General features: G+C 62.3%; 14 protein-coding genes, 1 rRNA gene and 1 pseudogene (1 of these 16 cut by a window edge). 11 read left to right on the top strand and 5 right to left on the bottom strand.

Annotated features, from left to right (window positions below):
* Positions 1–172 precede the first annotated feature (172 nt).
* Positions 173–1,384 (top strand): aspartate aminotransferase family protein, encoded by a 1,212-nt coding sequence (locus V4R08_RS09215; RefSeq protein WP_335579081.1) that lies wholly within the window; start codon positions 173–175, stop codon positions 1,382–1,384.
* Positions 1,381–2,307, top strand: a complete 927-nt coding sequence (gene argF / locus V4R08_RS09210; RefSeq protein WP_335579080.1) for an ornithine carbamoyltransferase — start codon at positions 1,381–1,383, stop codon at positions 2,305–2,307. The genes V4R08_RS09215 and argF overlap by 4 nt, the downstream gene beginning before the upstream one ends.
* A 325-nt stretch (positions 2,308–2,632) precedes the next feature.
* On the opposite strand, the gene typA is transcribed toward argF, so the two are convergent.
* On the bottom strand, positions 2,633–4,456 hold the full coding sequence (gene typA, locus V4R08_RS09205; protein ID WP_335579079.1) for a translational GTPase TypA: 1,824 nt from the start codon (positions 4,454–4,456) through the stop codon (positions 2,633–2,635).
* A 283-nt stretch (positions 4,457–4,739) separates the two neighbouring features.
* Positions 4,740–5,522 (bottom strand): Crp/Fnr family transcriptional regulator, encoded by a 783-nt coding sequence (locus tag V4R08_RS09200; RefSeq protein ID WP_335579078.1) that lies wholly within the window; start codon positions 5,520–5,522, stop codon positions 4,740–4,742.
* A gap of 166 nt (positions 5,523–5,688) precedes the next feature.
* Here V4R08_RS09200 and V4R08_RS09195 point away from each other — a divergent pair, with 166 nt between their 5' ends.
* Positions 5,689–6,096 carry a response regulator gene (locus V4R08_RS09195; RefSeq protein ID WP_335580224.1) on the top strand — a complete coding sequence of 136 codons (408 nt, stop codon included), beginning with the start codon at positions 5,689–5,691 and terminating at the stop codon, positions 6,094–6,096.
* Positions 6,097–6,290: 194 nt separating this feature from the next.
* Positions 6,291–7,472 carry an NnrS family protein gene (locus V4R08_RS09190; protein WP_335579077.1) on the top strand — a complete coding sequence of 394 codons (1,182 nt, stop codon included), beginning with the start codon at positions 6,291–6,293 and terminating at the stop codon, positions 7,470–7,472.
* Between the two features lie 214 nt (positions 7,473–7,686).
* On the opposite strand, the gene V4R08_RS09185 is transcribed toward V4R08_RS09190, so the two are convergent.
* The gene (locus V4R08_RS09185; protein ID WP_335579076.1) at positions 7,687–7,941 is read right to left on the bottom strand and encodes a PepSY domain-containing protein; all 255 of its coding nucleotides are present in this window, start codon (positions 7,939–7,941) and stop codon (positions 7,687–7,689) included.
* Between the two features lie 413 nt (positions 7,942–8,354).
* On the opposite strand from V4R08_RS09185, the gene V4R08_RS09180 reads away from it, so the two are divergent.
* The 6 genes and pseudogenes from V4R08_RS09180 to V4R08_RS09155 form a co-directional block, all read left to right on the top strand.
* Positions 8,355–9,281: a cytochrome c oxidase assembly protein gene (locus V4R08_RS09180; RefSeq protein WP_335579075.1), complete on the top strand. Its 927-nt coding sequence runs from the start codon at positions 8,355–8,357 to the stop codon at positions 9,279–9,281.
* Between the two features lie 313 nt (positions 9,282–9,594).
* Positions 9,595–10,263 (top strand): Crp/Fnr family transcriptional regulator, encoded by a 669-nt coding sequence (locus tag V4R08_RS09175; RefSeq protein ID WP_335579074.1) that lies wholly within the window; start codon positions 9,595–9,597, stop codon positions 10,261–10,263.
* Positions 10,260–11,132 carry a DUF6537 domain-containing protein gene (locus V4R08_RS09170; RefSeq protein WP_335579073.1) on the top strand — a complete coding sequence of 291 codons (873 nt, stop codon included), beginning with the start codon at positions 10,260–10,262 and terminating at the stop codon, positions 11,130–11,132. Before V4R08_RS09175 ends, V4R08_RS09170 begins: the two co-directional genes overlap by 4 nt.
* 186 nt (positions 11,133–11,318) lie before the next feature.
* Positions 11,319–11,729 carry a DUF3307 domain-containing protein gene (locus V4R08_RS09165; RefSeq protein WP_335579072.1) on the top strand — a complete coding sequence of 137 codons (411 nt, stop codon included), beginning with the start codon at positions 11,319–11,321 and terminating at the stop codon, positions 11,727–11,729.
* Positions 11,730–11,870: 141 nt separating this feature from the next.
* The gene (locus V4R08_RS09160) at positions 11,871–12,269 is read left to right on the top strand and encodes a hypothetical protein (protein WP_335579071.1); all 399 of its coding nucleotides are present in this window, start codon (positions 11,871–11,873) and stop codon (positions 12,267–12,269) included.
* Between the two features lie 197 nt (positions 12,270–12,466).
* Positions 12,467–12,667, top strand: a pseudogene (locus V4R08_RS09155) (winged helix DNA-binding protein); the annotation flags it as partial.
* Positions 12,668–12,712: 45 nt separating this feature from the next.
* Here the strand turns inward: V4R08_RS09155 and V4R08_RS09150 are convergent.
* Complete coding sequence (locus V4R08_RS09150) at positions 12,713–13,999, bottom strand: glycerate kinase type-2 family protein (protein ID WP_335579070.1); 1,287 nt, start codon at positions 13,997–13,999, stop codon at positions 12,713–12,715.
* A gap of 90 nt (positions 14,000–14,089) precedes the next feature.
* A complete protein-coding gene (locus tag V4R08_RS09145; protein WP_335579069.1) occupies positions 14,090–16,144 on the bottom strand; it encodes a peptidoglycan DD-metalloendopeptidase family protein in 2,055 nt (684 codons plus the stop codon).
* Positions 16,145–17,027: 883 nt separating this feature from the next.
* Here V4R08_RS09145 and V4R08_RS09140 point away from each other — a divergent pair.
* Positions 17,028–17,555: ribosomal RNA gene (locus tag V4R08_RS09140) — 16S ribosomal RNA — on the top strand (it continues 961 nt past the right edge of the window).

Raw genomic sequence — 17,555 nt, 5'->3', positions numbered from 1 at the left:
GCGAATGCTGAAATCGGACCACTGGAATATTGACAGTGATCGCCGCGCACCTAGAATAACCCTCACGTGCCGCCGGAAAGGCGGCACGTTTCGTTTCCGGGGCTGACAGTTCATCGATCGCGCCGCAGCGCAGTCGGATCGATCCGCCCCCCCATCAACCGGCAAAACCGTCATGACCAGAGCCGCGGCGTCCCATCTGTTGCCCGTTTTCGCAAGGGCCGATCTCTCATTCGACAGCGGCGAAGGCGCCTGGTTGGTCGGATCCGACGGTGGACGCTATCTCGACTTCACCAGCGGCGTTGCCGTCAATGCGTTGGGCCACTGCCATCCGCATCTCGTCGCCGCGCTTCAGGCGCAGGCGGCAAAGCTTTGGCACGTCTCGAACCTGTTCAAGTCGCCGGACGGCGAGCGGCTGGCGGCACGGCTGTGCGAGCAGAGCTTCGCCGACTTCGTCTTCTTCGCCAATTCCGGCGCCGAGGCGGTGGAGTGCGCCATCAAGGTGATGCGCCGCTATCATGCCTCCAAGGGTCATCCGGAACGCTATCGCATCGTCACCTTCGAGGGCGCCTTCCATGGCCGCACGCTGGCGGCGCTGGCGGCCACCGGCTCGAAAAAATATCTCGACGGATATGGGCCGCCGGCGGACGGCTTCGACCAGGTGCCGCTCGACGATATCGAGGCTGTGAAGAAGGCGATCGGCCCCGCGACCGCCGGCATCCTGATCGAGCCGCTACAGGGCGAAGGCGGCGTGCGCGAGCCGTCCCATGCGTTCTTCCGTGCGCTGCGTCAGCTCTGCGACGAGCACGGCCTGCTGCTGGCATTCGACGAGGTGCAGACCGGCATGGGCCGCACCGGCGATCTCTTTGCCTACAGGCGCATCGGCGTCGCGCCGGACGTGATGTCGCTGGCGAAGGCGCTCGGCGGCGGTTTTCCGATCGGCGCCTGTCTTGCGAGAGCGGAAGCCGCGTCCGGCATGACGCCGGGCTCGCACGGCTCGACCTTCGGCGGCAATCCGCTGGCGGTCGCCGCGGCCAATGCCGTGCTCGACGTGATGCTGGAGCCCGGCTTCTTCGAGCGGACGCAGAAGATGTCGCTGCTGCTGAAGCAGAAGCTGGCATCGGTCGTCGATCGCCATCCGGATGTGCTGAGCGAGGTGCGCGGCGAGGGCCTTCTGATCGGCCTCAAGGCCGTGGTGCCGTCGGGCGATCTGGTCGGCGCGCTGCGCGAGGAAAAGCTGTTAACGGTCGGCGCCGGCGACAACGTCGTGCGTTTGTTGCCGCCGCTGATCGTCAGCGAGGCGGAGATCGAGGAGTCGGTGCGGCGGCTGGAGCGGGCCTGCGCCAAACTCTCCGGCGCATCCGCGAAGAAGGAAGCGGCGCAATGAGCAAGGCGCCACGGCATTTTCTCGACCTGTTCGACGTGCCGACGACGGAACTGCGCGCGATCCTCGATGCCAGCGTGGCGATGAAGAAGCGACGCAAGGAGGGCCGGATCGCCGACAAGCCGCTCGACGGCAAGACGCTGGCGATGATCTTCGACAAGCCCTCGACGCGCACCCGCGTGTCGTTCGATGTCGGCATGCGCCAACTCGGCGGCGAGGCGATCATGCTGACCGGGGCCGAAATGCAGCTCGGACGCGGCGAGACCATCGCGGATACCGCGCGGGTGCTGTCGCGCTTTGTCGATATCATCATGATCCGCATCCTCAGCCACGACGCGCTGACGGAGTTGGCCACGCACGCAACCGTGCCCGTCGTCAACGGGCTGACGCGGCGCTCGCACCCCTGCCAGGTGATGGCCGATGTGATGACTTTCGAGGAGCATCGCGGGCCGATCGAGGGCCGCACCGTGGCGTGGACCGGCGACGACAACAACGTGCTGGCGTCGTGGGCTCATGCGGCCGAGCGCTTCAGCTTCAATCTCAACATCGCGACCCCGCCGGAACTCGCGCCGAACAAGTTGCTGAAGGACTGGATCAGGTCGAGCGGGGCGCCGATCAGGCTCGGCACCGATCCGGAAGCGGCGGTGCGCGGCGCCGACTGCATCGTCACCGATACATGGGTATCGATGGGCGACAAGGACGGCGAGCATCGTCACAATTTGCTCAAGCCCTACCAGGTCAACGCCAAGCTGATGTCGCTTGCCAATCCGGACGCGCTGTTCATGCACTGCCTGCCGGCGCACCGCGGCGACGAGGTCACCGACGAGGTGATCGACGGACCGCAGTCGGTGGTGTTCGACGAGGCCGAAAACCGGCTGCACGCCCAGAAGGGCATTCTGGCCTGGTGCCTTAACGCGGCGGGATAAGTGCGGTGCCGCTTCGCCTGGCGTTTTCGTTCAGATGTCATTGCGAGCCAACGGGCCGGCGCAAAGCGCCGCCGATGATAAACTCCGCGAAGCAATCCAGTTTTTCTTTCGAGGCTTTCTGGATTGCTTCGGCGCGAGGCGCCTCGCAATGACGCGACTTATAGCGTTTTCGAGCGAAGTGGATATCGGTTCGCGTCAAGAAAACGCGTCAAATCAAAATCATAGAGCCCCGCTTCTGATTCCATCAGAAGCGAAAAGGCTCTAAGTGCGGCTCTGGAAAAGTGCCGTAGGCCGCTCGTGGACGACGATCATCGCAGGATGATCCTTACGCCACCATCTCCTTGGTCTTCTCGGCGCGCTTGCGCTCGTTGGCATCGAGGTGCTTCTTGCGCAGGCGGATCGACTTCGGCGTCACCTCGACCAACTCGTCGCCCTCGATATAGGCCAGCGCTTTTTCCAGCGTCATCCTGATCGGCGGCGTCAGCCGCACCGCCTCGTCCTTCGACGTGGTTCGGATATTGTTGAGCTGCTTGCCCTTCAGCACGTTGATCTCGAGGTCGTTGTCGCGGGTGTGCTCGCCGACGATCATGCCCTTGTAGACCTTCCAGCCCGGCTCGATCATCATCGGGCCGCGATCTTCCAGCTTGAACATGGCGTACGCAACGGCTTCGCCCTGGTCGTTGGAGATCAGCACGCCGTTGCGGCGGCCCTGGATATCACCCTTGTAGGGCAGGTAGTTATGGAACAGGCGGTTCATGATAGCCGTGCCCTTGGTGTCAGTCATCAGTTCGCCCTGATAGCCGATCAGGCCGCGGGTCGGCGCGTAGAACACCAGCCGCAGACGGTTGCCGCCGGACGGACGCATCTCGATCATCTCGGCCTTGCGTTCGCTCATCTTCTGCACGACGACGCCGGAGAACTCCTCGTCGACGTCGATGACGACTTCCTCGACTGGCTCCAGCAGCTGGCCGTTCTCATCCTTTGTCAGCACCACGCGCGGACGTGACACCGAGAGTTCAAAGCCTTCGCGGCGCATGGTCTCGATCAGGATCGCGAGCTGCAATTCGCCGCGGCCGGAAACCTCCATCGCATCCTTGTCGGAGGCCTCGACCACCTTCAGCGCGACGTTACCTTCGGCCTCGCGCAGCAGGCGGTCGCGAATCATGCGACTGGTGACCTTGTCGCCTTCGGTGCCGGCGAGCGGCGAGTTGTTGACAATGAACGACATCGAGACGGTCGGGGGGTCGATAGCCTGCGCCTGGATCGGTGTTTCCACCGAGGGATCGCAGAAGGTATCGGCGACGGTGCCTTTCGGCAGGCCTGCGATGGCGACGATGTCGCCGGCTTCGGCGAATTCCACCGGCTGCCGCTCGAGGCCGCGGAAAGCGAGAATTTTCGTGATACGCCCGGTCTCGACCACCTTGCCGTCGCGCGACAGCACCTTCACCGACTGGTTTGGCTTGACCGAGCCGGAGGCGATGCGGCCGGTGATGATACGGCCGAGATAGGGGTTGGCTTCGAGGATGGTGCCGAGCAGGCGGAATGGGCCTTCCTCGACCGCCGGCGGCGCAACGTGCTTGATCACCAGTTCGAACAGCGGCTTCATGCGATCGTCGTGCGAGGCGTCGGGAGAGTTGCCCATCCAGCCGTTCTTACCGGAACCGTAGAGGATCGGAAAATCGAGCTGTTCGTCCGTGGCATCGAGCGCGGCGAACAGATCGAACACCTCGTTGACGACTTCCGTGACGCGCGCGTCCGGGCGATCGACCTTGTTGATCGCGACGATCGGCTTGAGGCCAAGCTTCAGCGCCTTGCTGACCACGAATTTGGTCTGTGGCATCGGACCTTCGGCAGCATCGACCAGCACGATCACGCCATCGACCATCGACAAAATGCGCTCGACCTCGCCGCCAAAGTCGGCATGGCCAGGGGTGTCGACGATGTTGATCTGGGTATCTTCCCAATGCACCGAGGTGCACTTGGCGAGAATGGTGATGCCACGCTCTCGTTCCAGATCGTTGGAATCCATCGCGCGTTCGACTTGGCGCTGGTTGTCGCGATAGGTGCCGGACTGCTGCAGCAACTTGTCGACGAGAGTGGTCTTGCCATGGTCGACGTGGGCGATGATGGCGATGTTACGGAGGTTCATGGAACTGGTTTCTTTTTGATCGGGAAGACCACGCATCGCCCAAATATTAGGCGGCGTTCTCGTCTTGCGGGTGAAGGTCAATCGAATGGGGCGCGGCGTGATCAAATCACGCGGCGAAAGCGGTTAAAGGGTCGTCGCTTCCGGCCAAGTCATTGGCGCCACTTCTTTTCTCAAACGCGGTTAGACACGAATAACCCGAGTTACAGCTCCGGGCACCTTCGCTGCAACGCGATATAGTCAGAAATGGTCAAAAAAACAATGCGTCGTTTGCCGTTTGTCGAACTCATTTTGCAGATGATAGGGGCTGCTGCGCAGGTTGTGCTTCTTCGATCGGGTAAACCCCCCGTAAAACCTCCTCGAAATGGCTTTTGACCGCGTTGTTGCAGAGGCAGGCGCGGAGGGCCAAAGCATCGCGGTTACGCACCAGGAGGGCGCCGCGCCGGGTCTCCAGAACACCTTCGGCCTTGAAGGTCTGGATTACCCGGCTGGCGTAGCTGCGGCCGACCCCCAGCATGGTCGACAACTGCTCGTGGGTGAGCGGTACGAGATCGCTGTCGGTCCGCTCCATCGCCGAGAGGATCCACTTGGCCGTGCGCTGCTCGATCGAATGGATGGCGTTGCAGGCGGTGGACTGAAAAACCTGGGCCAGCATGCAGTCGGCATAGCGTGCGAACAGGTTGCGCAGCGTGGGCGATTTGGCTTTTGCGGCTTCCAGCTTGGCGATGCGCAATCGCACAAACGGGCCGCCGACCTTGATCGTGATCCGCGTATAGGCCGGCAAAAATCCATGGCTGACGATGCCGCCAACAGCGCCCTCACGCCCAACCAGAATGGTTTCGACATCGCGGCCGTCCTCGTTGGGGACGAGATAGGATGCAAGACTCGGTCCGCATGGGAAGTGGACGATCTCGACATTGTCCCCGGGATTGTAGAGGAGGTCGTCGCTTGCTCCGGTCACGGTGACGAGAAATGGTTCGATCAGCTTGAAATCGGCGTCGCTGAGCCTGCGCAGGAGGTTGTTGAACGGGCGATTATGGTTCGTCGGTAGATATTGCTGTGCGGCCATGCGGCGCCATCCTGTTCCCAGGATTCTAACAAAAGCGTCTGTTGAGTTATGTTCAAAAGTGAACAGACAACACCTTGGCGGTATGGTCGGTTCCGGACGGGAACCGGAAAGGGGGCGTCCTCATCCGGTGTCCAGGAAAAATTCCAGCCATCATTGGGTCAGACTTATGAAGCCTATCGTTCCCGTTGCTTCGGCGGCGGTGCCAGGCGCCACCCCCGGCGACGTTTTGATCGTCGAGGACGATGCCATCATCGCACTCGACTTCGAGCAGACCGTCGCGGAGTTCGGCGTGACATCGGTCCGGATCGCCTCAAATGTCGCGCAAGCGCTGGCGATGATCGCCGAACGTGCTCCGGACTTTGCGCTTCTCGACATCGGGCTCTCCGAGGAAAAAAGCTTTGCTGTCGCTAGGCGGCTGGCCGTTCTGAAAATCCCGTTTGCCTTTGTGACCGGCTACAGTGGCGACAGGGCCTTTCCGCTGGAATATTCGGACCGGCCCAGACTCTCAAAACCGTTTTCGCGCGATGAACTGTTTGCGATTCTGTCGGATTGGCGAAGCGGCGACGCCGGATGATTCGGATTTAGTCGGCCTGTTCGATACGGTCTATGCGACCCCGGCTCCCTCACCCAGGCTGAGCCGAACCTCCCGGTTTGCGTCAGCGCAACCTCATGCTCGCGCATCGAGGATACCGTCCTCCGCGGCCGGCGACCCGTGCACCGACAGTGCGTTGGCTGCTATGATCGGACGGAACGATGAGAGGATGTCGCATGGCCATGTCAGACGTGGAGAAGGCGAGAAACAGGCCGCTGGCGATCTGGACGATCGGCTTCAGACCGTTTTTTCTGATGGCCGGCATCTGGTCGGCGGCGGCGCTCGCCGGATGGATTGCCATGCTCACGACGGGGCTCACGCTCCCCAGTCGCTTCGATCCGCTGGCATGGCACATCCATGAAATGCTGTTCGGGTTCGTCCTGGCGGCAATCGCCGGCTTTTTGCTGACCGCAATCCCGAACTGGACCGGCCGGGCGCCGATCAACGGCCGGCCGCTTGCCGCGCTGGCGGCGTTATGGCTCGCGGGCCGCCTCGCGTGTCTCATGTCGGCGTCGATCCCGCTCTGGCTGGCCGCGGCAACGGATCTCGCCTTTCCGTTCGTGCTTTGCGCCGTCTGCGCCCGCGAGATCGTCGCCGGCCGCAATTGGCGCAACATGCCCATGCCGCTTCCTATTGCCGTTCTCGGTTTTGCCGACCTTCTGATGTATCTGGAGCTTGCCGGTTTCTCCGTGCCCGCGGGGCTGGGATGGCGCCTCGCCTTGACGGCGATCATCATCCTGATTTCGGTCGTCGGCGGACGGATCATTCCGGTGTTCACGCGCAACTGGCTCGTCAAACAAGGCGCGGCTAACCTTCCAGCCGCGCACGGCCGGGTCGATAACGTCGCACTCGGTGCGCTCCACGCCGGGATGATCGGTTGGGCGCTTTTTCCGGCGTTCGCGCCTGTCGGCGGGCTGCTGCTTCTCGCCGCTGCGCTTAATCTCTGGCGGCTCGTGCGCTGGCGCGGCATTGCCACCGGGGCCGAACCGCTGTTGATCGTTCTTCATGTCGGCTATCTCTGGGTCGTCATCGGCGCGGCTTTGTTGGGCGCATCGATGTTGACCGGTCATGTGGCGGAGGCTGCCGCGATCCACGCGCTGACCGCCGGCGCCATCGGCACCATGGTTCTTGGAGTGATGACCCGCGTTTCGCTCGGCCACACCGGCCGCACGCTCACGGCGGATCGGACCACCGCCGTGATCTATCTGCTTGTGTTCCTGGCCGCTGTGGCGCGCGTCGCTGCGGCGGCCAGTGGATCGCTTCCCGTGTTGATCGAGATTTCGGCGATGCTTTGGATCGGCAGCTTCGGCCTGTTCGCCCTGCGATATGGACCGATATTACTGGCGTCCCGCGTGTAGCCGGTGGAAGGGCCATCGCTGAACGCAGCAAACATTTGGCCGCGGCCCGCGGCGTCATCACGCGGCGCGCAAGGTCGGACGACTTCATCACCTTGGCCTGGCGCGTATTCCGGAAAAGCAGGTGCCGGTTTTGCGATCAGAATACGTGCAAATTATAAGAGCATTTTCTTGCGGATCACCGAATTCCAATTAGCCGGAAAATGCTCTGGTGACGTTACCGGTCGACGTTCAGCACCTCGCCGGTGTTGGCGTCGACGTCGACTTCCATATACTGGCCGGATATGTCACGCCCCTCGATCTGCCATTCGTTGCCGGCGAACTCGGTGTCTGACACGGTTGCAAGCCCGATATCCATCGCGACGCCGAGCGCCTCATCCATCGAGAGAAGGCTACCGGTATCATAGGCCATCGCGGGGGCGGCCGCGCCGAGCGAGACAGCGGCAGCCAGGGACAGAATATAGGTTCGCATAGGGTACTCCTCATCGAGGTTCGATCCGTTGCGCCGTCGCGCGAACGCAACAGCGATAAAACCGGCAGCCTTCCATTGAGTTCCCGTGTTTTATTGGCGAGTTTGCGCGACTGTTTTCTTGGCCGTATGTTGGCGAGTGGAAGACAAAAGCATCGGCACTCGATCCGGCATTGCATGATGCTTTGCAGCCCGGTGCCGAGGAACGCGATCTCCGCTTTTCCATCGAACGTGCGGAGGCTGGCTCGCATTCAGGAGCCGCCATCATCCCATCCGAACGACATCACAAATTCGTCAATCCGCGCCGAAAGCATGCGCTTTCTCGTTTTGCATGACCACGTCTGCATTTCCGCGGTAGACGACCACGCTGTATCGATCTACATCCCCGATGCCGGGGAAGGTGGGGGAGAATCGAAATGGCGCGGCGCTATCGTAAGCACCTGAACGTTCTCATGCCTGTCGTCGTCGTGCTTGGCATCATGATCGGGCTCGTGGCCTACTCGCCGGAGCTGTATCGTGTGTTCTGCAGTGCGACCGGATACGGAGGAACGACGCAGCGGGTGTATTCGGATCCGACCGCTGTCTCCGGCAAGACCGTCACCGTTAGGTTCGATACTAATGTCGCACCGGGTCTGCCGTGGCGGTTCGAGCCGGAACAGCGTTCCGTGACGGTTCATCTCGGGGAGCAGAAGATGGTTTTCTTCACGGCCGAGAATCTCGGCAATGAGCCGATCGTCAGCCATGCGACGTACAACGTCTCGCCGGACACCAGCGGTCCCTACTTCAAGAAAATACAGTGCTTCTGCTTCAACGAGGAGCGCCTCGACCCGCATGAGAAGATCGAAATGCCGGTTGTCTTTTTCGTCGATCCGGCCTTTGCCAAGGATTCGGACAACAAGTCGGTCGACACGATCACCCTGAGCTACACGCTTCTTCGTTCGGTGAATCCGTCGGAGAGCAAGAACCTGTCGCGCTTCCTGCCCAATGCGCCGCCTGATCCCCTCCATGGCAAGCAGCTTTTCAGCGAACGATGTGCCGCATGTCACGCGCTGGACGCCGACAAGGCAGGCCCTCGGCTGGGCGGCGTGGTCGGCCGCAAGGCAGGCACTGTCTCCGGCTATCACTATTCGCCGGCGCTCAACAGCGCCGGTCTGGTTTGGTCCCCAGACAATCTGGAGCATTGGCTGGCCGATCCGAAGAAACTCGTGCCCGGCTCCCGCATGCCGGTGCGCGTGCTCGACGCGCCCTCCCGCCACGATATCGTCGCGTATCTGCAGACGGTGGGCCAGGAGCGCAACGAGCGGGCCGGCTCGAACCCGCCCGCGCCCGGCGGAGAACTTTAGATCGCGTTCAGACGTCAACGCACGCGGCGCGGTGGATGAGAGCGTTTTCGAGCGCAGCATGTCCTCGGGCTTGACCCGGGGATGGGCATCGGTTCGCGTGAAGAAAACGCGTCAATTCAAAATCATAGAGCCTCGCTTCTGATTCCATCAGAAGCGAAATGCCCCCCGCCCGCGCGACGTGAGGGCTGGCGCCCACAGGGTGCCGGCAGGGCGGCATTTTTGCCGGGAAATGGGGTATAATTGGGTATACCCGCTGTCTTCCCGTATAAATCGCCGCGAACCTCATCATCGTCAGGAGTTTGGCTGGATCGCCATGGACACATCACATTTAGCCGAACATCTTGGAACCATCGGCAGTCTGGCCGCCTCGTTCTTCGTGGTCGCCACCTACACCATGCGGACCATGATTCCGCTCCGTGTCTTCGGCATGCTGGCCAATCTCGTGCTGATGATCACCGCGATCTCGCTTCACAACGTTCTGCAGTTCGGGCTTCACGCCGGGCTGTTTTGCCTTAACGGCTATCGCCTGCACCAGATGCTGCTGCTCGTGCGCGAAGTGAAGAAGTCCGTGAACGGCGACCTGTCGATGAACTGGCTGAAGCCCTTCATGACCAAACGCAAATGCGAGGCCGGCGACATGCTGTTCTACAAGGATGAGAAAGCCGAAACGATGCTCTACATCGTCAGCGGCCGCTATCGTCTGGTGGAGTCTGGCATCGAGCTTCCGGTCGGCTCCATTGTGGGTGAACTCGGGATGCTATCGCCTTCCAACGAGCGCACCCAGTCGCTCGAATGCATCGAAAGTGGCACGGTGCTCAGCGTCAGCTATCGCCAAGTGGAGGAGCTTTACGTCCAGAATCCCGAATTCGGCTTCTACTTCCTACGGCTGGCCAGCGCGCGGCTGTTTCAGAACATCGGCAAGCTCGAGGAGCGGCTCGCCGACCGTACGGCGCCGGCGGCCGCGACACCCGAGTTGGCATGAATCCCGGCGCTCCCAAAGCCGCCGGTGCTCTTCCCGCGATCCGCTCGATCTTCGCTGCTGTCCTCGGCGACGACGACAATCCAGTGCCGGCGCTGCCCGCTGGTCTGCCCGACGGGGTGAGGCCGGTCGCGGCCGAAGCCGTGAACCGCCTGATCGATTATCAGGGACCGAGCTACGCGCAGCTCTATGTCGCCCGGCTGAGGCGCTTCATCGGCCGGCGCAATGTCGATGACGCGGTATTCGCCGACATCGCGCGGCTGATGGCCGTGCGCATGGCTTACGACGACGTCGTCCGGATGGCGCAGCTCAAGCTTGCCGGAGCCGCGGCGGGTCCGGGCGTTCCGCCGGACGATGTCCGCAAGCTGCGTCTCGACGAACTGGTATCGTCGCTGCCGGAAAGAGTGGCCGGTCCCGTGCTGCGGGCATTGGAGTATCCGGGATGGCTGCACCTGCCCGTCACTATGCGGTTCAGCGCGGCAAGCGGCTTCGGGCGTCGCCGTCTCAGAATCAAAGCCTCGCTCAAGCGATGGCGGTTGTCCTCACTCCGCTATGCCAGGGAGCGCGTCTGGGTCGAGCGCTGGCTGCACATGGTCGATCGCAGCCTGACAAAGCAGCCTGCGGCAGTCGCCGCCGTGGTCGCGACGGCCGAGATGATGCAGGGCCATGGCGAGGGTTACACGCAGAGTTTGAGGGACTGGAATTTGATCGTCGACCAAATCGTCAAGCCGACGTTCGACGGCACGCTGGCCTGTCCGGATGTGGCCGGCGCCATAACCGAGGCCCGCGCAGCCGTGAATTCCGATCCGCGGCAGGAATCCTTGAAACGCGTCATCGCCGGGATCAGGGAGCGGGCCGGCGCCGGTCCTTAAAAAATATGCGGGTAGCTTTCGCACGAGGGAGTGGCCGGTGAGAAACTCGGGCCGTCATTCCCCAAGCCGTGTCAGCGGCTATCGGGAATCCAGTAACATGAGATAGTCTGTGGATACTGGATTCCGGACCCGTATCTTCGGTGTGTGCGAGTCTATTTTTATTAAATATAATTAAAGGGCGTCCGCGTGCTGCTTCCCTCATTGTCGTCGTCGATCGCGGTGGGTCCGCTGGCTGGCTGGATGGCCGTGCTGACCGTCAAGCACGTGATTGCCGATTTCGTGTTGCAGAATTCCTGGATGGCGATCGGCAAGGATCAGAAGACCGGCTGGGCGCTGCCGCTGCTCGCGCACTGTCTCGTGCATTTGGCGCTGGCGCTGGTCCTGATCCTCGTCATCGCGCCGCGATTCTGGTTCATCGCATTTATCGATTTTGCGATCCATATCGTCGTGGATCGCGTCAAGGGGTTCTGCGCCTCCACCTTCAACGTGACGCAGGAGGGGCAGCATCCGTGGTTCTGGACGCTGATCGGCGTCGATCAGGCGCTGCACCATCTCACCGGCTTCGGCTTGTCCGTTGTCATGGCGTTCAACGCCTGACCGGCGGCGTTCGCGAATCGGCCCATGACCGTGGTTCCGATTCGGAACCGGATTGCAAGGCCGTCCGCGCATCCTTCGCACGCGTGGTTAACTCCTCGTTAGGAAATTGCGCGGCATCCTCATGGTCGAGGAGAATCCCGCATGTCGAGCCGCGACGCATTCGAGAACGATCTCTGTCCGGTCAACGACGATCTGTTGGGGACCATGTATCGTGCCAACGAGCATGGATTGCCGCAGCTCATCGCCAGCATTGCTCCGGATGTACGAGCGATGCTGGCGATGTTCTGCTACCGCCGGAGCCATCTGCACGCGCTGGCGCTGTCGGTCGCATCGAGCTGCTCGGAGCGCGATCTGGTTCAGCTTGGCGGCCGCGTCGGCTCCACGCTGTTCGCGCTGTCGCGCGAAGCACGGCAGCCCCATGGGGTGCCGGCTGTGCACGGTCAACGCAAGCCGATCACGCTATCGACCAGACCGCTCACCACGTTCGCTCCGCTCGACGATCAGGTCGACGACGATGAGGTCGCGCTGATCTCGGCGTAACGCGCCGCGCTGCAACAGGCATTGGCCGGAAAAGCGTTCGCGGTTCGAGTCTCTCTGTTTTTAACGGCATCGTCATGCCCGGACTTGATCCGGGCACCGATCTTTTTGGCGATGCCCGGCAACGACGTTTCCGGGCGCTTCTGTCCGATCGGGAGAACGTCATGCAGTTGGAAGGTCGCACGATCCCGTTTCCGCACCGGCTTCTGTGCGCGCGGACGCGCTCAACGGTCGATCGCCGGTCGCATGTGCTGATGCTGACCGACAAGGGCCGCGCCGTTCTGTCGCGCGCCAGGAAACTGATCTCGACCAGGCACGAAACGCGCCTCAACGAATTGCTGGGGGCGGAAAATCGCGAGGCGCTGCTCGTCATGCTGGCGAGGATCGCGCGCGACTTCTGACGCGGGTTGCGTGACGACGACACATGCAGCGACAGCATCACCGGATCAGACGGCATCCACCAGGATGACCCGGATGTCATTGACGTTGGTGAGCGTCGGGCCGGTCAGCAGCAGATCGCCGGTGGCGGCGAAAAAGGCGGTGGCATCGTTGTTGGCGAGATAGGCGGCAGGGTCGAGCTTTTGCGCGCGCATCGCCGCGAAGGTGCGGGCGTCGATCACGGCGCCGGCCGGATCGGAGGCGTTGCCCGCGCCGCCGTCGGCGCCGTCGGTGTCGGCCGCCAGCGCGGAAATATCAGGCGTGTCTCTGAGCTGTGACACGAGCGACAGCGCATATTCCTGATTAGGCCCGCCGCGTCCGTTGCCGCGCACCGTGACCGTGAGTTCGCCGCCCGACAGGATGGCGAGCTTTCGGCCGTCGGCGCGCGCCCGGAGCGCCAGTTTCGCATGATCCGCGGCGACATCGCGGGCCTCGCCTTCGAGATCGGCGCCGAGATCGAGTACCTCGTAGCCGGTATCGCGCGCGATCCTGATGGCGGCGTCGAGCGAGGTTTTGGGGCGCGCGATGATCTCGAAACGGGCACGCGCGAAGGCGGGATCGCCGGGCTTGCAGCTCTCATTGACCGGATCGTTCAGGGCACGGATGACGGCATCGTCGAGTGCGAGGTTGTATTTTTCCACCAGCGCGCGGGCGTGGGCCAAGGTCGTCGGATCGGGCACGGTCGGGCCGGAGGCAATGGCGGCCGGCTCGTCGCGCGGCACATCCGATATCGCCAGCGTCACGATCCCGGCGCGCCGGCCGGCCCGCGCCAGTCGCCCGCCCTTGATCCGCGACAGATGCCTGCGCACCGTGTTGACGTCGCCGACCGGGGCGCCGGAGCGGAGCAGGGCACGGTTGACCTGCTGCTTCTGCGCCAACGACACCCCGTCCACAGGCGCAATCCAGTTCGCCGAGCCGCCCCCGGACAGCAGCACCAGCAGGAGGTCGTCGGCGTTCGCGGTGCTCGCGAGCTTCAGGCTGAGGTCGGCGCCGCGCAAGCTTGCCTCGTCGGGCACGGGGTGGCCTGCCTCGATCACTTCAATGCGGCGTGTCGGCACGCCGTGGCCATGACGTGTCGTGGCGACGCCGGTCAAGCGCGCGGGATCGAGACCGGCGGCGCCGAGGTAGTGCCGTTCAGCGGCGGCCGCCATGGCGGCGGCGCTTTTTCCCGCGGCAAGGCAGATCACGCGGCCTTTCGGCGGTCGCGGCAAATAGGCATCGAGAATGTCGTCCGGATGCGCGGCTGCCACAGCCGCATCGAAGATCGAACGCAGCAGCTTGCGGTGGTCGGTCATGGCTCGGATGTTGCAATTCTGCAAAAGATAGAGAGGTGAAAAGTCGAACAGGTCGCCGTTAGTTCACAGCACGCCGATGCGCCTGTGTGCTCAGCGGTTGGTGACCTGCCGGGCCTGCGGCAGGGCAGGGGAGCCAGCGGCATCCGACACCAGGGCGCTGGCATTGTGGCTGTTCATCATCGCATCGAGCCGGTTGCGTTCCTTCTCGAAACTGGCAAGGACCGGACCCTCCAGTGATCGCCCGCGCGGGAGCCTGACGCGCATCGGATCGACGAAACGGCCGTTGACCAGAATTTCGTAGTGCACATGGGGGCCGGTGGAGCGGCCGGTCGAGCCGACGAAACCGATCACCTGGCCCTGCCGCACGCGCTTGCCGGGCGCCATGCCTTTCGCGAAGGCCGACATGTGACCATAGGCGGTTTCATAGCCGTTGTTGTGCTTGATGCGGACGTACTTGCCATAGCCGCCTTCCCATTCGGCCTTTTCGACGATGCCATTGCCGGCTGCGAAGATCGGCGTGCCGTACGGTGTAGCCCAGTCGACGCCGGTATGCATTTTCACATAGCCGAGGATGGGGTGACGACGAATGCCGAAGCCGGACCGCATGATGGCGCTGGCGACCGGTTTGCGGACCAGGAATTTCTTCGCGCTCTTGCCGGTCTCGTCATAGTAATCGACGATGGCGTCGTCAGGGGTCTGGAAGCGATAGTATTTCTTGGTTTCGCCGCCCACGGTGAGCGAGGTATAAAGCACTTCATTCTTCTCGGTCGCCGGCGTTCCTTCGTCGTCTCCGGCGTAGAAGACGTCGAATGAATCGCCAGGCTGCACCTTGCGCTGGAAATCGATGTCGTAGGAGTAGATCCGGACCATGTCTTCGATGACGGCAGGCGGCACCTTGTCGCGTAGCGCGGTCTCGTAGACGCTTTGATAAAGCCGGACACCGCTGCCATCGTCGTCGTTGTCACTGTTGTCGGCGATCTCTCCTGCTGAATTCATGCTCGCGACGTCGACGGCGACGTATTTGCCGAGATCCGACAGCGCGGCGACGGCCTCGATCGTCGAATCGTTCGCCACGATCACGCGATAGGGCTGAAGTCGCTGGCCGGGAGCGGCAGGCGCCATCAGGATGCGCAGTTTCTGCCCTTCCTTAAGACCGCCGTTGCGGCCGCGCGGCCCGAGCGTCGCCGCGATCGCCTGCGCTTCTTCCGTTGTCGCGCCCTGGTCCCGCAGCACCGAGACGACGGTGTCGCCTTTCTTGACCAGATGCACGCGCTCGCCGACCGGATTGCCGCCGGTGAGTTGCTCCTTGGTCTTCGGGAGCAACGTCACGTTTTCAGGGACGATGCGGGCCTCGAATCCGGCATAGGGATCGACGCCACCTTCCGCGGCGTAGGCCATCTTGATGCTCGACGTTGCGCCGGCGGCGTCGGCCGTGGCGTCGGCCATGGTGTAGCGCACGCCGCCATTGCCGCGCCAGTTCGAGGCATCGCGCACCTGCATCAGGACTTCATCGATCGGAACGGTTGCTGCGATCTTCGCCTTCGGCAGGATCGGCGCAAGATCGCGGGTCACAAAGGAGACTTCGGCGTCGGGCTCCGCTGCCGCCGCCGCGGCGGCGTCGCTGGCATCTTCGGCGGTCGGAGCGTGGCTTCCGGCGTCGGCCATCAGGCGTTGGGCGTTGAATGGCGGGATCTTCGCGCTGAGATCGCTGGTCGCCATCGACAGGTTGCCGGATACGCGAACGAAGGGCCGAACCCGCATCACGTCGCGGTTGCCGGCGCGGGTCACAGTCGAGACACGGATAACGTGCTTTGCGGCGGCGGCCTCGCTCGGCGGTGGCAGGCGATCGCTCTTGTGAAGGCTGGTCTGATGGTCGCCGGCTCCAAACGAGCCGCGCAGCGCGCCCTCCACGTGCTCGGGCATCCTCGCAAAGGTGGTCTCGCCGTCGAGCGACGCAAAAACGGCGCCGCCGATGAGAGCCGCGCCGCACAGACCTGTGAGAATGGTGCCGCTGAACCACTGCACGGAGACGCGGCGGCGGTCGATCACGGCGGCTTCGGATCCGTCGGCGGAAAGCGGCGGCTCGTGGCCGAGATCAATAATCCCGGTCTCGCGCCCGCGATGTCCACCACGTGATGTATTCAACCCGCCGTCCCCCAAAGTTCCATCTGCGACCGCCGAAATTCCTGCGCTTTGCGGACTCCAAACCCCTCCGGAAGAGAGACGTGGGGAAGTCTCGCGTATTTCATGCCGGCCCGGGAATCACGCGCAGGTGGCGCGGGAGTCACGAACATCCGAGGATCACGAACCGGGAATCACGAACATCAATGGCGCCTGAACCCCTCGATGTGTTGCGGTTCCCCGGATGAGGCGATGCGGTCATGGACGATCGCCGTCTTCTGAAGCCACCGAATGGCCGATACCCCTAGCAATCGGCGATTCAACACTTAATTTCCCGATGAGAACGTCGCAGGAATGTGGCTCAAGTACGGCGCAAATGCCCGATGGCTCGGGGCTTTTCACGCTGCAATTTTGTTTTTGCCCAGTGCAACATTTTGTTGACGATGGGCGTTGACAAGCGTCCGAGGGTGAGGCTATAAACCGGCCACTGAGCGCGGCGCTGCTTCGGCTCTTGCCAAGACGCTTTGCCGCGCCGGTAAGTTCCTCACTAGGTTGAGCGAATCAACAACCGATAACCATCGGTTGTTATTTGTCGTCCGGTGAGCGCTTTGCGAAACTTCCAGAGATGGAAGCGGATCTTCTGGATCCGGGCTGTTTGACAAGTGAAGATGAAGAAAGAGAAACGTGGACGGCGGAGTCCTTGCGGGTCTCGATCAGCGGAGGCTTCGGCTTTCGGGGATTGAGACCGGACGAAAGACTTCGGCGGTACACGTTTCAAAGGTTACACCATCGTCATCAGCGATGTGAATCGCGGATGGCTGTCGGCTTCGGTTCGAAAGAATTTGGGTCGGCAAGAATGGTGGGACCTCGTCAAACGTTGTGATCAGCCGGCTCAAAGTTTCAAGTCCAACTTGAGAGTTTGATCCTGGCTCAGAGCGAACGCTGGCGGCAGGCTTAACACATGCAAGTCGAACGGGCGTAGCAATACGTCAGTGGCAGACGGGTGAGTAACACGTGGGAACGTACCTTTTGGTTCGGAACAACTGAGGGAAACTTCAGCTAATACCGGATAAGCCCTTACGGGGAAAGATTTATCGCCGAAAGATCGGCCCGCGTCTGATTAGCTTGTTGGTGAGGTAATGGCTCACCAAGGCGACGATCAGTAGCTGGTCTGAGAGGATGATCAGCCACATTGGGACTGAGACACGGCCCAAACTCCTACGGGAGGCAGCAGTGGGGAATATTGGACAATGGGCGAAAGCCTGATCCAGCCATGCCGCGTGAGTGATGAAGGCCCTAGGGTTGTAAAGCTCTTTTGTGCGGGAAGATAATGACGGTACCGCAAGAATAAGCCCCGGCTAACTTCGTGCCAGCAGCCGCGGTAATACGAAGGGGGCTAGCGTTGCTCGGAATCACTGGGCGTAAAGGGTGCGTA

Source organism: Nitrobacter sp. NHB1 (assembly GCF_036964665.1).
Taxonomy (GTDB): domain Bacteria; phylum Pseudomonadota; class Alphaproteobacteria; order Rhizobiales; family Xanthobacteraceae; genus Nitrobacter.
Note: the sequence above shows the minus strand (reverse complement) of the source record. Positions and strands in the feature narration are given on the sequence as shown.

Coding starts and splice junctions, on each gene's coding strand:
- argF (WP_335579080.1), top strand. CDS start 1,381: ATGAGCAAGGCGCCACGGCATTTTCTCGACCTGTTCGACGTGCCGACG.
- V4R08_RS09185 (WP_335579076.1), bottom strand. CDS start 7,941: ATGCGAACCTATATTCTGTCCCTGGCTGCCGCTGTCTCGCTCGGCGCG.
- V4R08_RS09160 (WP_335579071.1), top strand. CDS start 11,871: ATGTCGAGCCGCGACGCATTCGAGAACGATCTCTGTCCGGTCAACGAC.
- V4R08_RS09215 (WP_335579081.1), top strand. CDS start 173: ATGACCAGAGCCGCGGCGTCCCATCTGTTGCCCGTTTTCGCAAGGGCC.
- V4R08_RS09200 (WP_335579078.1), bottom strand. CDS start 5,522: ATGGCCGCACAGCAATATCTACCGACGAACCATAATCGCCCGTTCAAC.
- typA (WP_335579079.1), bottom strand. CDS start 4,456: ATGAACCTCCGTAACATCGCCATCATCGCCCACGTCGACCATGGCAAG.
- V4R08_RS09150 (WP_335579070.1), bottom strand. CDS start 13,999: ATGACCGACCACCGCAAGCTGCTGCGTTCGATCTTCGATGCGGCTGTG.
- V4R08_RS09180 (WP_335579075.1), top strand. CDS start 8,355: ATGGCGCGGCGCTATCGTAAGCACCTGAACGTTCTCATGCCTGTCGTC.
- V4R08_RS09190 (WP_335579077.1), top strand. CDS start 6,291: ATGGCCATGTCAGACGTGGAGAAGGCGAGAAACAGGCCGCTGGCGATC.
- V4R08_RS09175 (WP_335579074.1), top strand. CDS start 9,595: ATGGACACATCACATTTAGCCGAACATCTTGGAACCATCGGCAGTCTG.
- V4R08_RS09170 (WP_335579073.1), top strand. CDS start 10,260: ATGAATCCCGGCGCTCCCAAAGCCGCCGGTGCTCTTCCCGCGATCCGC.
- V4R08_RS09195 (WP_335580224.1), top strand. CDS start 5,689: ATGAAGCCTATCGTTCCCGTTGCTTCGGCGGCGGTGCCAGGCGCCACC.